The organism is Mesorhizobium sp., assembly GCF_004963255.1.
Classification (GTDB): Bacteria; Pseudomonadota; Alphaproteobacteria; order Rhizobiales; family Rhizobiaceae; genus Mesorhizobium.
This window is the reverse complement of the sequence record NZ_SUGA01000004.1, coordinates 106,158-119,070: the sequence shown is the minus strand read 5'-3', so window position 1 is coordinate 119,070 and position 12,913 is coordinate 106,158. Positions and strand designations below refer to the sequence as shown.

Annotated in this window: 14 protein-coding genes; 12 read left to right on the top strand and 2 right to left on the bottom strand. The window is 63.7% G+C overall.

What is annotated here, in order from left to right:
• Positions 1 to 30 precede the first annotated feature (30 nt).
• The 10 genes from nagZ (at position 31) to E5X34_RS07100 (ending at position 9,504) form a co-directional block, all read left to right on the top strand.
• Positions 31 to 1,050, top strand: a complete 1,020-nt coding sequence (gene nagZ / locus E5X34_RS07145) for a beta-N-acetylhexosaminidase (RefSeq protein WP_126082286.1) — start codon at positions 31 to 33, stop codon at positions 1,048 to 1,050.
• 63 nt (positions 1,051 to 1,113) lie between these two features.
• A complete protein-coding gene (locus E5X34_RS07140) occupies positions 1,114 to 1,914 on the top strand; it encodes a ScpA family protein (protein ID WP_126064632.1) in 801 nt (266 codons plus the stop codon).
• Positions 1,911 to 2,666 carry an SMC-Scp complex subunit ScpB gene (gene scpB, locus E5X34_RS07135; protein WP_292562581.1) on the top strand — a complete coding sequence of 252 codons (756 nt, stop codon included), beginning with the start codon at positions 1,911 to 1,913 and terminating at the stop codon, positions 2,664 to 2,666. The genes E5X34_RS07140 and scpB overlap by 4 nt, the downstream gene beginning before the upstream one ends.
• 282 nt (positions 2,667 to 2,948) lie before the next feature.
• Positions 2,949 to 3,167 carry a twin-arginine translocase TatA/TatE family subunit gene (locus E5X34_RS07130; protein WP_095815328.1) on the top strand — a complete coding sequence of 73 codons (219 nt, stop codon included), beginning with the start codon at positions 2,949 to 2,951 and terminating at the stop codon, positions 3,165 to 3,167.
• An 82-nt stretch (positions 3,168 to 3,249) separates the two neighbouring features.
• The gene (gene tatB / locus E5X34_RS07125; RefSeq protein WP_292562579.1) at positions 3,250 to 3,978 is read left to right on the top strand and encodes a Sec-independent protein translocase protein TatB; all 729 of its coding nucleotides are present in this window, start codon (positions 3,250 to 3,252) and stop codon (positions 3,976 to 3,978) included.
• Positions 3,975 to 4,832 carry a twin-arginine translocase subunit TatC gene (tatC, locus tag E5X34_RS07120; RefSeq protein ID WP_292562577.1) on the top strand — a complete coding sequence of 286 codons (858 nt, stop codon included), beginning with the start codon at positions 3,975 to 3,977 and terminating at the stop codon, positions 4,830 to 4,832. The genes tatB and tatC overlap by 4 nt, the downstream gene beginning before the upstream one ends.
• 102 nt (positions 4,833 to 4,934) lie before the next feature.
• Positions 4,935 to 6,239: a serine--tRNA ligase gene (gene serS / locus E5X34_RS07115; RefSeq protein ID WP_292227760.1), complete on the top strand. Its 1,305-nt coding sequence runs from the start codon at positions 4,935 to 4,937 to the stop codon at positions 6,237 to 6,239.
• Between the two features lie 4 nt (positions 6,240 to 6,243).
• Positions 6,244 to 7,002 (top strand): 5'/3'-nucleotidase SurE, encoded by a 759-nt coding sequence (surE, locus tag E5X34_RS07110; protein WP_126060403.1) that lies wholly within the window; start codon positions 6,244 to 6,246, stop codon positions 7,000 to 7,002.
• A gap of 65 nt (positions 7,003 to 7,067) precedes the next feature.
• The gene (locus E5X34_RS07105) at positions 7,068 to 7,721 is read left to right on the top strand and encodes a protein-L-isoaspartate(D-aspartate) O-methyltransferase (protein WP_292562575.1); all 654 of its coding nucleotides are present in this window, start codon (positions 7,068 to 7,070) and stop codon (positions 7,719 to 7,721) included.
• Positions 7,722 to 7,983: 262 nt separating this feature from the next.
• Complete coding sequence (locus E5X34_RS07100) at positions 7,984 to 9,504, top strand: peptidoglycan DD-metalloendopeptidase family protein (protein ID WP_292562573.1); 1,521 nt, start codon at positions 7,984 to 7,986, stop codon at positions 9,502 to 9,504.
• Positions 9,505 to 9,602: 98 nt separating this feature from the next.
• On the opposite strand, the gene E5X34_RS07095 is transcribed toward E5X34_RS07100, so the two are convergent.
• Positions 9,603 to 10,493 carry an NAD-dependent epimerase/dehydratase family protein gene (locus tag E5X34_RS07095; protein WP_292562571.1) on the bottom strand — a complete coding sequence of 297 codons (891 nt, stop codon included), beginning with the start codon at positions 10,491 to 10,493 and terminating at the stop codon, positions 9,603 to 9,605.
• Positions 10,494 to 10,605: 112 nt separating this feature from the next.
• Between E5X34_RS07095 and E5X34_RS07090 the strand changes: the two genes are divergently transcribed.
• Positions 10,606 to 11,421, top strand: a complete 816-nt coding sequence (locus tag E5X34_RS07090; RefSeq protein WP_292562570.1) for an AraC family transcriptional regulator — start codon at positions 10,606 to 10,608, stop codon at positions 11,419 to 11,421.
• 3 nt (positions 11,422 to 11,424) lie between these two features.
• On the opposite strand, the gene E5X34_RS07085 is transcribed toward E5X34_RS07090, so the two are convergent.
• Positions 11,425 to 12,297 carry an ATP-binding protein gene (locus E5X34_RS07085; RefSeq protein WP_292562569.1) on the bottom strand — a complete coding sequence of 291 codons (873 nt, stop codon included), beginning with the start codon at positions 12,295 to 12,297 and terminating at the stop codon, positions 11,425 to 11,427.
• A 266-nt stretch (positions 12,298 to 12,563) separates the two neighbouring features.
• Between E5X34_RS07085 and yajC the strand changes: the two genes are divergently transcribed.
• Positions 12,564 to 12,902 carry a preprotein translocase subunit YajC gene (gene yajC, locus E5X34_RS07080; protein WP_292562568.1) on the top strand — a complete coding sequence of 113 codons (339 nt, stop codon included), beginning with the start codon at positions 12,564 to 12,566 and terminating at the stop codon, positions 12,900 to 12,902.
• Positions 12,903 to 12,913 lie beyond the last annotated feature (11 nt).

The following is a 12,913-nucleotide window of genomic DNA, read 5'->3' as shown; positions in this document are numbered from 1 at the left end:
TTGCTCGCTCAAAGCCTTAAGCTTCGGTGTATGAGCGAATCAAAATCCATGATCCTCGGCTGCGCCGGGAAATCCCTCACCGAAGACGAAATCCGCTTCTATCGGGACGAACGTCCCTGGGGCTTCATCCTGTTTGCGCGCAACATCGGCGAGGCGGCACAGATCCGCGACCTGGTCGCCGCAATGCGCGACTGCGTCGGTCGCCCGGAGGCACCGGTCTTCATCGACCAGGAAGGCGGCCGGGTGCAGCGCCTGCGTCCGCCGCTGGCGCCGAACTATCCCGCCGGGGGCGCGCTCGGCGCGCTGTGGCGCGAGGACAAGGAAGCCGGCCGCCGCGCCGCCTGGCTGATGGCGCGGCTGCACGCCTTCGATCTTTCCCGCCTGGGCATCACCGCCGACTGCCTGCCGGTGCTCGACGTTCCGGTCGAAGGCGCCAGCGACGTCATCGGCGCGCGCGCCTATGGCAAGGAGCCCAATGCCGTGATCGAGCTTGGCCGGGCCTCGGCCGAGGGCTTGATGTCGGGCGGCGTGCTGCCGGTGATGAAGCATATTCCCGGCCATGGCCGCGCCTTTGCCGACACGCATTTCGCGCTGCCGACCGTCGATACGCCGCTCGAGGAGCTCAGGCGGCATGATTTTGCCCCGTTCAAGGCGTTGAACGCGCTGCCGATGGCGATGACGGCGCATGTCGTCTACAGCGCCATCGACCCCGACAATCCGGCGACGACGTCCGCCAAGGTCGTCGATCAGGTGATCCGCGGCGAGATCGGCTTCGACGGGCTGTTGATGAGCGACGACACCTCGATGAAGGCACTTTCTGGGGATTTCCCGACAAAGGCGGCCTCGATCCTTGCGGCCGGCTGCGATCTCGTCCTTCACTGCAACGGGGTTTTCGAGGAGATGTCGGGGATCGCCTCGCGCACGACAGGGCTGTCGGGCAAGTCCTTGCAACGCGCGGAGCGGGCGCTGACCTATATAAAGGATCGCGACGTCGCCGACGAAACGGCGATACGCGCGGAATTTGCCACCTATTTCGAAGCGGTGGCCTGAACCGGAAGGGACGAAAGGCAAGTGGCGGAGACATTGGAAGGCAAGGCCGCGAAGGCCGCACCGATGGACCGTCTGTGGGCCGAGAACGACGATTCACGCCTGACCGGCGACCCCTCGCTGGTGGTCGATGTGGCCGGTTTCGAAGGTCCGCTCGATCTTCTCTTGCACCTTGCCCGCAACCAGAAGGTCGATCTGGCGCGCATTTCGATCTTGGCGCTTGCCGAGCAGTATCTCGCCTTCATCGAAAAGGTGCGGGCGCTGAGGTTGGAGCTTGCCGCCGATTATCTGGTGATGGCAGCGTGGCTCGCCTTCCTGAAGTCGAAGCTGTTGATCCCGAAACAGCCGGGCGAGGAGGGCGAAAGCGGCGAGGAGCTGGCGGCGGTGCTGCAATTCCGGCTGAAGCGGCTGGAAGCCATGCGCGATGCCTCGGCGCGACTGGTCAACCGCAATCGCCTCGGCCGCGACGTCTTCGCGCGCGGCATGCCGGAGATGGTCATCATCGAGAAGCGCAACAGCTTTTCGGCTTCGCTCTACGATCTGCTCACCGCCTACGCGCAGCAGCGCCAGCGGCAGGCGATCAACAATGTGACGATCGCCCGGCGCGCCGTGTGGTCGCTGAAGGATGCGCGCGAGGTGCTGGCGCGGCTGGTCGGCTCGGTCGGCGACTGGACGGCGCTGGACAGCTTCCTGATCGAATATCTGGCGGCGCCGGAAGAGAAGCGCACGGCGATGGCCAGTTCGTTTGCGGCGACCCTCGAGATGGTGCGCGAGGGCAAGTTGGAAGTGCGGCAGGATCAGGTGTTCGCGCCGATCTATCTGCGCGGCCGCGCGCAAAGGGTGAAGGCAGTCGAGGTGGTATCATGAGCGAACGCGCCAACGCTTCGGTCATTCCGTTCAAGGTCGAGGACGAACCGGAAGACGAAATGGCCGAGCAGGGTTCCATCGAAAACCCCGCCGAGCGGCTGCAATTGTCGGAAGCCGTACGGATGGCCGAGGCGATCGTTTTCGCCAGCGCCGAGCCGGTCAGCGAAAAGCAGCTTGCCGCGCGCCTGCCTGAAGGCGTCAACATTGCCGCCGCGATGGCGGATCTGCAGCAGATTTATGCCAAACGCGGCGTCAATCTGGTGCGGGTCGGCGATGCCTGGGCCTTCCGCACCGCAGGCGACCTCGCTTTCCTGATGAGCCGTGACTCCGTCCAGCAGAGAAAGCTGTCGCGCGCGGCGCTCGAAGTGCTGGCGATCATCGCCTATCACCAGCCCGTCACGCGCGCCGAAATCGAAGACATCAGAGGCGTCGAAACGTCGAAGGGCACGCTCGACACGCTGCTCGAAACCGAATGGGTCAGGATGCGCGGCCGCCGCCGCACGCCCGGGCGGCCGGTGACCTATGGCACCACCGACGCCTTCCTCGACCATTTTGCGCTGGAGGAGATCCGCGATCTCCCCGGCATGGAAGAGCTGAAGGGCGCCGGCCTGCTCTCGACGCGCATGCCGGCCAATTTCTCGATGCCGGTGCCGCCGGCCGATCCCGATGCGCTCGCCGAGGACGAGGACGCGCTGACCGATATCGACCTCGAGGAACTCGGATTGCTGACGCCGCGCGTCACGGAAGAGTGACCTAAAGCGCGTCGCGATCTTTCAGATTCGCTCTGCGCTTTAGGTTTGCGATCTTACGCATGTCTTTATCCCGAAACCGGTTCCCACTTTCGGGAGACATGCTTTAGGGAACCGGCACGATTGGTCTATTAGCAAGGCCTGCGCGGATTCGTAGCAAGGCGCTCACGCCGAAAGTGCGTGACATCCGCTAGCCATTTTATCAACTTCATTGCGGTTGTGTTTGAATCCCCGAGCGAAAACGCATAGATCATCGCCGAGGGAAAACATTCGAGAGAGATCGTTATGGGTTCGTTTTCAATTTGGCACTGGATGATCGTGCTGGTGATCGTGCTGCTGGTGTTCGGCCGCGGCAAGATCCCCGAGCTGATGGGCGACATGGCCAAGGGCATCAAGAGCTTCAAGAAGGGCATGGCTGACGACGACGTTGACGACAAGCGTACCGTCGAGCACCGCGCCGACGAGACCGTTTCGCCGGGCAAGGAAAAGGTCAGCAAGAGCTGATCCGATTGTTGGTTTGAGCCTGCCTTTGTCCCAAGACCGCTTGGCTTTTTTGGGCGGCATGCTCTCGTCGGAATAGATTGTCATGTTCGAAGTCGGTTGGAGCGAACTGCTGGTGATCGCGGTCGTCATGATCGTGGTCGTCGGGCCCAAGGATCTGCCCAACATGCTGCGCACCTTCGGCCGTACCGCGGCGAAATTACGCGCTATGGCCGGCGACTTCCAGAAGCAGTTCAACGAGGCGCTGAAGGAAGCCGAGCTCGACGACGTCAAGAGCTCGATCGACAGTCTCCGCAGTCTCAATCCGATGAACGAGGTGCGCAAGCAGCTCAATCCGTTCGAGCAGGCTGCGGCCGATGTGCGGGCCGGCGTCGATACGATGATGAAGCCGAAGCCCGCCGCCGACCCTGCCGCGCCGGCAGCAGACACGCCGCAGCCCGCCGAGCCGCTCAAGAATGGCGCGACGGACATGCCCGGCGCCAGCTCGACCGAGCCCGCCCCGGCCGCTCCGACCTTCCCGGCCATGACGGATGCCTCGGTCACCGCCCCGGTTTCGGATGCGCCTGTGGCGGCCAAGCCGGTGAAAAAAGCTGCAACCGCGAAGGCCAAGACGACCAGCGCAGCGGCGAAAACGGTGGTGCCACCGAAGGCATCCGCGGCAAAGACATCGGCCAAGGCCGCGCCGGCCGCGGCTGAAGCCGCCGCGCCCGCGAGGAAAGCGGCGCCCAAGGCTGAGGTAAAGCCTGCCGCGGCCAGGAAGCCTGCCTCCAAGAAGACGGCTGACACCAAGAAGACGGCGGGAGCCGCCAAGTGAGCGTATCGGACAAGGAGCGGGAAGAAATCGAGAAATCGTCGGCGCCGCTGATCGAGCATCTCATCGAGTTGCGCCGCCGCCTGATCTGGTCGCTGGGCGGCTTCTTCGTCGCCTTCCTCGTCTGCTTCTTTTTCGCCAAGCGCCTGTTCAATCTGTTGGTCATCCCCTTCAAATGGGCGACGCAATGGGCAGGCCTCGACCCGCACAAGGTCGAGCTGATCTATACCGCGCCGCAGGAGTTCTTCTTCACCCAGGTGAAGCTTGCCATGTTCGGCGGCATGGTGATCGCCTTCCCGCTGATCGCCACGCAAATCTACAAGTTCATCGCGCCGGGCCTCTACAAGAACGAACGCAGCGCTTTCCTGCCGTTCCTGATTGCCTCACCCATCCTGTTCCTGATGGGCGCCTCGTTGGTCTATTTCTTCTTCACCCCGATGGTGATGTGGTTCTTCCTGGCCATGCAGCAGGTCGGCACCAACGACCAGGTGCAGATTTCGCTGCTGCCGAAGGTGTCGGAATATCTCAGTCTGATCATGACGCTGATCTTCTCCTTCGGCTTGGTGTTCCAGCTGCCGGTGGTGACCAGCCTTTTGACGCGCGTCGGGCTCCTGTCGTCGCAGGCGCTGGCCGAGAAGCGCAAATGGGCGATCGTGCTTTCCTTCGTGGTCGCCGCCGTGCTGACGCCGCCCGATCCGATGAGCCAGTGTGGCCTCGCTATCCCGACCATCATCCTTTACGAAGTCGCGATCTGGTCATCGCGCATGATCGAGCGCGCCCAGGCGCGCGATCGCCTGGCGCGCGAGCAGGCGGCGAACTCGGCCGCCAGCAACACGCCGGACGCCTCGTCCAGCTAAGCGGCGGCAAGGCAGGGAAATCGAGGCGGCGCGCCTATCCGCCGTCTTGCATCGATAGCCGATGCGGTTTACGCCCTCGGTCCTTACTTTTGAGGATCGACCATGCTTGACATCAAATGGATTCGCGACAACCCGAAGGCCCTTGTCGAGGCGCTGGTGAAGCGCTCGTGGTCGGCTGACGAGGCGCAGTCCACGGTCGACGATCTGATTGCCAAGGACGAGGCGCGGCGCTCGCATCTGAGCGAATTGCAGGTCAAGCAGGAGCGCCGCAATGCCGCCTCGAAGGAGATCGGCAACGCCATGCGTTCGGGCGATTCAGCACTTGCCGAGAAGCTCAAGGGCGAAGTCAGCGACATCAAGGCGTTCATCCAGAACGGCGAGGCGCGCGAGCGCGAGCTCGACAAGGCGCTAAACGACGCGCTGGCGGTTCTGCCCAACGTGCCGCTGGAGGATGTGCCGGTCGGCAAGGACGAGCACGACAATGTCGTCAAGCGCATCGTCGGCGAGGTGCCGACGCGTCCGAACTGGGTGAAGGAGCATTTCGAGATCGGCGAAGCGCTCGGCATGATGGATTTCGAGCGGGCGGCAAAATTGTCCGGCGCGCGCTTCACCGTGCTGAAGAGCCAGCTGGCGCGCATGGAGCGCGCGCTTGGCCAGTTCATGCTCGACCTGCACACGACGGAGCATGGCTATGAGGAGGTCATTCCGCCGCTGATGGTGCGCGACGAGGTGCTTTTCGGCACCAACCAGCTGCCGAAATTCGAGGAAGACCTGTTCTTCACGCCGCATGGCGACGGTCGGCTTGGCCTGATCCCCACAGCGGAAGTGCCGCTCACCAACCTCGTGCGCGAGGAGATCACCGCGCATGAAAAACTGCCGTTGCGCTACACGGCGCTGACGCCGTGCTTTCGCTCGGAAGCGGGTTCTGCCGGCCGCGACACCCGCGGCATGCTGCGTCAGCACCAGTTCTACAAGGTCGAGCTGGTCTCGATCACCGACCAGGAAAGCTCGATCGCCGAGCATGAGCGTATGACGCAATGCGCCGAGGAGGTGCTGAAGCGGCTCGGCCTGCCGTTCCGCACGGTCACTCTCTGCACCGGCGACATGGGTTTCGGCGCGCGCAAGACCTACGATATCGAGGTCTGGCTGCCGGGGCAGAACGCCTATCGCGAAATCTCGTCCTGCTCGGTCTGCGGCGATTTCCAGGCCAGGCGCATGGATGCCCGCTACAAGGACAAGGACGGCAAGGGCAACCGCTTCGTCCACACGCTCAATGGTTCGGGCACCGCTGTCGGCCGCGCTCTCATAGCTGTCATCGAAAACTACCAGAATGAGGATGGCAGCGTAACCATTCCTGAAGTGCTGCGGCCTTACATGGGTGGTCTCGCCAAGATCGAAGCGAAGTGACTTGATGCGCATTCTCCTGACCAACGATGACGGCATCCATGCCGAAGGGCTGGCGTCGCTTGAACGCATCGCCCGCACGCTGTCGGACGACGTCTGGGTGGTGGCGCCTGAGCAGGACCAGTCCGGCTATGCGCATTCGCTGTCGATTTCGGAGCCGCTCCGGCTGCGCAAGATCGGCGAGAAGCACTATGCCGTGCGCGGCACGCCGACCGACTGTGTCATCATGGGCACGAAAAAGATCCTGCCCGGGCCGCCGGACCTGATCCTGTCCGGCGTCAATTCCGGCGCCAACATCGCCGACGACGTCACCTATTCCGGCACCGTGGCGGGCGCCATGGAAGGCGCGCTGCTCGGCGTGCGCTCGATCGCGGTCAGCCAGGCCTATTCCTATGTCGGCGAGGACCGCGTGGTTCCTTATGAGACGACCGAGGCGCTGGCGCCGGCGTTGTTGAAGCGACTGGTGGAAACGCCGCTGCCGGACGGTGTGCTGCTCAACGTCAATTTCCCGAACTGCGCGCCGGACGAAGTCGAAGGCACCGTCGTCACCTCGCAGGGCAAGCTGGTGCACAGCCTTTGGGTTGACGAACGGCGCGACGGACGCGGCCTGCCTTACTACTGGCTGCGCTTCGGCCGCGAGCCGGTCGAAGGCAAGAAGGGCACGGACCTTTACGCGCTACGCAACCGACTGGTGTCGGTGACGCCGCTTCAGCTCGACCTCACCGCCCATGAGCTCCGCGACCAACTGACCAAGGCGCTGTCATGAACATGGCATCGGCATGAACACGGTTTTGGGCATGAACGTGGTTTTGGCATGAACGTGGTTTTGGTATGAACACAGGCATCGACGACCGCGAAGGTTTCGCCGCTTTCCTGCTCAGGCTGCGGGGCAGGGGCACGGCGCCCAAGGCACTGGTCGCCGCCTTTGAGGCGACGCCGCGGCGCGGTTTCCTGGCGGCCCAGTTCCATTCGATCGCCTGGTCGGACGGCATGCTGCCGATCGAATGCGGCGAGGCGATCGAGGGCGCCGATCTGCAGGCCGCGGTAATCGCCGCGCTCCACATCGAGCCGGGCAACCGCGTGCTCGAGATCGGCACCGGCTCGGGCTACACGGCCGCTGTCATGTCGAGGCTTGCCGCACGCGTCATCACCATCGATCGCTACAAGACGCTGACCGAGCAGGCCAAGCAGCGCTTCGAGGCGCTCGCCATCAGCAACATCATCGTCCGCCAGGCCGACGGTTCCAACGGCCTGCCCAATGAAGGGCCGTTCGACCGCATCGTCGCCTGGGCGGCCTTCGACAGCCTGCCGCGCTTCCTGCTCGACCAATTGTCGAGCGGCGGCGTCGTCATCGCGCCGATCGGCCCGGAAGAGGGCGAGCAGGTGCTGGCCAAGCTCACCAAGGTCGGCAGCCGCTTCGAGCGCGAGGACATCGGCATGGTCAGGCTGCAGCCGATCCTGCGCAGCGTCGCCGCGGTGATCTAGGGATCGAGCCGGATGTTCAGGTGAGCCCGGCCTGCGAAAGGCGGTCTCCTGCGCTTCCGGTGCTCACGTACTGATAGTACGCTCCGCTCCGGTTCTCGGATACCACCATTCTCGACTCGGGCTGACCTGAATCTCGGCCCGTCCCATGCGGCCCGAAATGTTTTAAGAAAATTTTCGTCGGATTCTAAGGGGTTAACCCGGCAGTAACATTAACGCGCTTTAATCAGGGCCAGTTTGTACCGGGTCTGTGCGGGTTAGTGCGATGCAATTCAATCACTTGAAAGCAAACAGACGCAATCTGGCGCGCGGTTGCGCCGTGCTGATGATTGCCGGCGCGGCGGCCGGGTGCAGTTCCCAGTCGATGCGCTTCAACGGTGTCGATGATGTCTTTACGTCATCCACCAACAATCAGCGCGCCATCATCAACAAGCAGAATGTCGACCAGCCCTATCCGGGCGACACGGTCGCGCCTGCGCCGGTCGATGGCACGCACACCCAGTCGGTGAGCCGCTCCAGCCTCGAGCCGGTCACGACCCAGCAATTGCCGCCGCCCTCGGCGCCGGCTACGGCAAAGCCGATGCGTACCGCTTCGGCTCCCGCCCTCGCGCCGGCTCCGGCGCTTGCGCCGGCACCGCATCTCGACAGGACGGCCACTGGCACGGTCACGCCGGCAAAACCGTTCAAGACCGCCGAGCCTGACGCGGTCCGCAACGCAAGTGCTGCGCCGCATGCGACCGAAATTGTTGTCCGGGACGGCGAGACGCTTTCGGGCCTGGCGGCGCATTACCACGTGCCGGCCGACGCTATCGCCAAGGTCAACGGGATCGATCCGAAGAAGGGCATCCGGTCCGGCCAGAAGATCGTCATCCCCGCTTATGCCTATTCGAGCAAGGGGCAGCCGAAGGTCGCCGAAGGCAAGCCGACGAACACGCCGAAGCAGCCAGCGCCGGAAAAGGTCGCGGTGCTGCCGCAGCAGCCGAAGGTCAAGGACGGCAAGGCGGCCGCTCAGGTCGATGCGTCGGCTGCGGCCACGGGCTCCAAGAACCCGAAGCCCGCTCAACAGGTCGCCGAGGCAAAGCCCGCCGGCGCCGGAGGCACCTATACTGTCCAGCAGGGCGACTCCCTGTCGTCGATCGCCAGGAAGACGGGCGTCAGCGTCACGACGCTGAAGCAGGCCAACGGCATGCAGGACGGCTTGCTCAAGATCGGACAGACGCTCAAGGTTCCGGCTGGCGGCACCGTCGTGGCGGCTGCCAAGCCGGCGGCCACCACCAAGCCCGCGGTCGATCCGGTGACGACGGCGACGACGCCGCCGCCAGCGAAGACCACCGAGACGCTCGCCTCCTACACGCCGCCTAAGAAGGATGCCAAGGTCATCCAGCAGGCCGAGGACGACAATGCCGAGGCGCCCGACGCGACCGGCATCGGCAAGATGCGCTGGCCGGTGCGCGGCCGCGTAATCTCCAGCTTCGGCTCCGGCAAGGACGGCGTCGACATCGCGGTGCCGGAAGGAACGCCGATTAAGGCGGCCGAGAACGGCGTCGTCATCTATGCCGGCGACGGCCTCAAGGAGTTCGGCAATACCGTGCTGGTGCGGCACGAGAACGGCCTGGTCACCGTCTACGGCCATGCAAGCTCGATCGAGGTGCAGCGCGGCCAGAAGGTCAAGCGCGGCCAGGAGATCGCGCTGTCCGGCATGAGCGGCACCACCGACTCGCCCAAGCTGCACTTTGAAGTGCGCAAGAACTCGGCGCCGGTCGATCCGTCGGGCTATCTCGAATAGAACAAGAACAATTGCGGGCCGCCTGACCTCCAGTCCGGCCCGCCGTCTTCGCCCGTTCCGCAAGGAGCGGGCTTTTTCAGTTGCGAGGGATGCAGGGCTCAAAGGTGATCACGGAGCGTGTCGGCGATCATCTCCTCGAGGCTACTGGCCTTCACGCCTAGAAGCGTCTCCGCATCGGAGGAATCGACCAGCAGCGGGGTCTCGAAGAGATACCTCATCTCGATGAGCTCCTGCATGCCGAGCGCTTCCATCTCGGGGACGGAGTAGGAGTGCGTCTCGGCAATATCCCGGCCGAGCATCGCCGCGGTTTTGCGGATGAGCTCGTTGGGCGAGGCGTGTTGGGAGGGGACATGAAACGCCCGTCCCCATTCGCCCTTGTAGCGGGAGGCCGCGACGAGCGTCCTGGCGACGTCCCTGGTGAAGCTCCAGGCATGGATGGCGTCGAGGTCGCCAATGAAGGCGACGGGCTTGTCCTCGATGATGGAGGGCAGAGCGATCAGCGAGAAGTAGCTGATCGCGCCGTGCCCGAGATAGTCGCTGGAGCGTATCTCGATCGCCGGCACGCTGGCGCGGGCCGCCCGCTGCCACATGATCGTCCTGGTGGTTCCTTTCTTCGAATTCGGATCCAGCGGCATGTCGGAGCGTAGCGGGCTTTCGCCATTCGTGCCGTAACCATAGAGGTTTCCGAGCACGATGAGCTTGGCGCCGACTGCTTCCGCCGCGCGCACGGTGCCGTCGATTATGGGGAAAAAGTCGGTTGGCCAGCGATGGTATGTGGCCATGGCGCACATGAACACGGCATCGGCGCCTCGGCAGACACGCGACAGCGCCGGGGCGTCCGTGGCGTCGGCCTGTATCGACCGCACATTGCGCAACGCGTTCGAACCGACGCCTCGGCTGGTCAGGATGACATCATGGCCTTCTTCGCCAAGAAGGCGAGCCGTCTCGCGTCCAACCGGACCCGCGCCGACAACAACATACGAACTCATGGCAACCTCTCTTCCAGGTTTTGAAGGAGAGGCGGGAGTACAGGCTTGGGGCGTTGAAAATCGCGCGGGAATTGCCAAATCTTGAACAGGTTTTGCCATGAATCGAGAGAGCATGCGTCCGCACTTCGCTCCGGCCCCGTCCGACGTTATGATGGTTTGCCGGCATGTCGAGGCAGGCGTGCATCGGCTGCCGCGGGCGCCGCACCACCGCATCATGGTGCATGCGAGTGCTGCGACGCGCTCCTACTGCAATCAGGCCGGGCGATATTTCGTCAGGCGCGCCGGCGATATCGACCTGGTGCCGGCCGGCGAGGAGGGCGGCTTCGAGGCCGAAACGCCGTTCGAGACGATGGAGATCGTCTTGCCGCCGGCCTTGATGGAAAGGGTCGCCGCGGAACTTGGCGGCAAGGCGCGGACATCGCGGCTCGACACCCGCCATCTGCTTCGTGACCAGCGCATCGAGCATCTCGCTCGAGCACTGCAGAGCGATCTCGCCGCGGGCGCGTCGAGCGGCCCCTTGTTTGCCGAGAGCATCGGCGCCGCGCTTGCGGTAAGGCTGCTTGGCCTCGATGGCCCGGACATCATTCGCGTGAACCGGTTGTCGGATGCGCAGCTAAAGCGTGTCCTGGAGCACATCGAGGCCGCTCTCCATGAGCCGCTTTCGATCGATCGCCTGAGCCGGGTTGCCGGTGCGAGCAGCTCGCATTTGCGCACATGGTTCAAGGCGGCGATGGGCGTCACCTTGCATCGCTATGTGTTGCGCCGTCGCGTGGAAAGAGCATGTGTCCTGCTGCGACGCGGCGATCTCAGCACGAGCGAGGTCGCGGCGTTGACCGGCTTCGCGCACCAGTCACATCTGGCGCATTGGATGCGCCGGGAGATCGGCCTGACGCCGCGCGACCTGCGACGGGCGCAACCGCCCAAGTGACATTCAATCCTTCAGCGGCTTGCCGAGCCGGCCGGCGAGGTCCTGCGTGAACTGCCAGGCGACACGGCCGGAGCGGCTGCCGCGCGTCGTCGCCCATTCCAGCGCCTCGGCGCGCAATTGCTCAGGATCGATAGTGAGGTCGTGATAGCGGACATAGCCGTCGATCATGTCGAGATATTCGTCCTGTGAGCATTTGTGGAAGCCGAGCCACAAGCCGAAACGGTCGGATAGCGAGACTTTTTCCTCGACCGCTTCGGAAGGGTTGATGGCGGTCGAGCGCTCATTGTCGATCATGTCGCGCGGCAAGAGATGCCGGCGGTTGGACGTGGCGTAGAAGATGACATTGGTGGGCCGGCCTTCGACGCCGCCTTCCAGCGCCGCCTTCAGCGACTTGTACGAGGTGTCATCGTGGTCGAAGGAGAGGTCGTCGCAAAACAGGATGAAGCGGTAAGGCGCCGCCTTCAGGAGGCCCATTAGCTTGGGCAGCGTGTCGATGTCCTCTCGGTGGATCTCGATCAGCTTCAGCGGCCGGTCGAGTTTGTCGGAGGCGTTGACGGTGGCATGCACGGCCTTGACCAAAGACGACTTGCCCATGCCGCGCGCGCCCCACAAGAGCACGTTGTTGGCCGCGTAGCCGGACGCGAAGCGCTCGGTGTTGTCGAGCAGGATGTCGCGCACGCGATCGACGCCGCGGATCAGGCCGATGTCGACGCGGTTGACCTTGCGCACCGGTTCCAGGAAACCGGGATCAGCCTGCCAGACGAAGCAGTCCGCCATGCCGAGATCGGTCTGTGGCACCGGTGGCGGGGCGAGACGGGAAACCGCCTCGATCAGGCGGTCGAGCTTCTTGTTCAAGGCGTCCAGGCTGTCGGTCATTTTGGGTCTTTTTGTTGAGCTCTTTCAGCGTGTGGGAGCAGCTTCCATGACATCGCTGCAAGAACCAGGCCCAAGCTTTTGTTGGAGCATGATCTTTTCGGTGGCCTCGAAGCCGCTTCCGCTGCGACGCTCTAGCACGCCGCAAACGGCTGGAAAAGCAACGGATTGAGCTGGCAGCGCAGTTGCATTGGCAAGTTTACCGACTATATTCCGGCCAAATTTTCGCGGGCGGCCGCGGCGGAATTTCACCATCCAGGAGTTTCTTGATGTTCGTTACACCGGCATACGCCCAGGGCGTCGGCGCTTCGCCAGACATGTTCATCTCGATTTTGCCGTTTGTCCTGATTTTCGTGATCATGTATTTTCTGATCATCCGGCCGCAGCGCTCGCAGTTGAAGAAGCGCCAGGAAATGCTTTCGGCGGTGCGCCGCGGCGATACGGTGGTGACCGGCGGCGGCTTCGTCGGCAAGGTGACCAAGGTGATCGACGACAATGAGCTGGAGATCGACCTTGGCGGCGGAACCAAGGTGACGGCGCTGCGCTCGACGATCTCGGACGTGCGCGTCAAGGGCGAGCCGGTGGCGAACCAGAACGCCAAGAAGTAACCCCAACCCTC

Coding starts and splice junctions, on each gene's coding strand:
- E5X34_RS07105 (WP_292562575.1), top strand. CDS start 7,068: ATGAACACAGGCATCGACGACCGCGAAGGTTTCGCCGCTTTCCTGCTC.
- E5X34_RS07095 (WP_292562571.1), bottom strand. CDS start 10,493: ATGAGTTCGTATGTTGTTGTCGGCGCGGGTCCGGTTGGACGCGAGACG.
- E5X34_RS07140 (WP_126064632.1), top strand. CDS start 1,114: ATGGACCGTCTGTGGGCCGAGAACGACGATTCACGCCTGACCGGCGAC.
- scpB (WP_292562581.1), top strand. CDS start 1,911: ATGAGCGAACGCGCCAACGCTTCGGTCATTCCGTTCAAGGTCGAGGAC.
- yajC (WP_292562568.1), top strand. CDS start 12,564: ATGTTCGTTACACCGGCATACGCCCAGGGCGTCGGCGCTTCGCCAGAC.
- E5X34_RS07090 (WP_292562570.1), top strand. CDS start 10,606: ATGCGTCCGCACTTCGCTCCGGCCCCGTCCGACGTTATGATGGTTTGC.
- E5X34_RS07130 (WP_095815328.1), top strand. CDS start 2,949: ATGGGTTCGTTTTCAATTTGGCACTGGATGATCGTGCTGGTGATCGTG.
- nagZ (WP_126082286.1), top strand. CDS start 31: ATGAGCGAATCAAAATCCATGATCCTCGGCTGCGCCGGGAAATCCCTC.
- tatB (WP_292562579.1), top strand. CDS start 3,250: ATGTTCGAAGTCGGTTGGAGCGAACTGCTGGTGATCGCGGTCGTCATG.
- E5X34_RS07085 (WP_292562569.1), bottom strand. CDS start 12,297: ATGACCGACAGCCTGGACGCCTTGAACAAGAAGCTCGACCGCCTGATC.
- E5X34_RS07100 (WP_292562573.1), top strand. CDS start 7,984: ATGCAATTCAATCACTTGAAAGCAAACAGACGCAATCTGGCGCGCGGT.
- serS (WP_292227760.1), top strand. CDS start 4,935: ATGCTTGACATCAAATGGATTCGCGACAACCCGAAGGCCCTTGTCGAG.
- surE (WP_126060403.1), top strand. CDS start 6,244: ATGCGCATTCTCCTGACCAACGATGACGGCATCCATGCCGAAGGGCTG.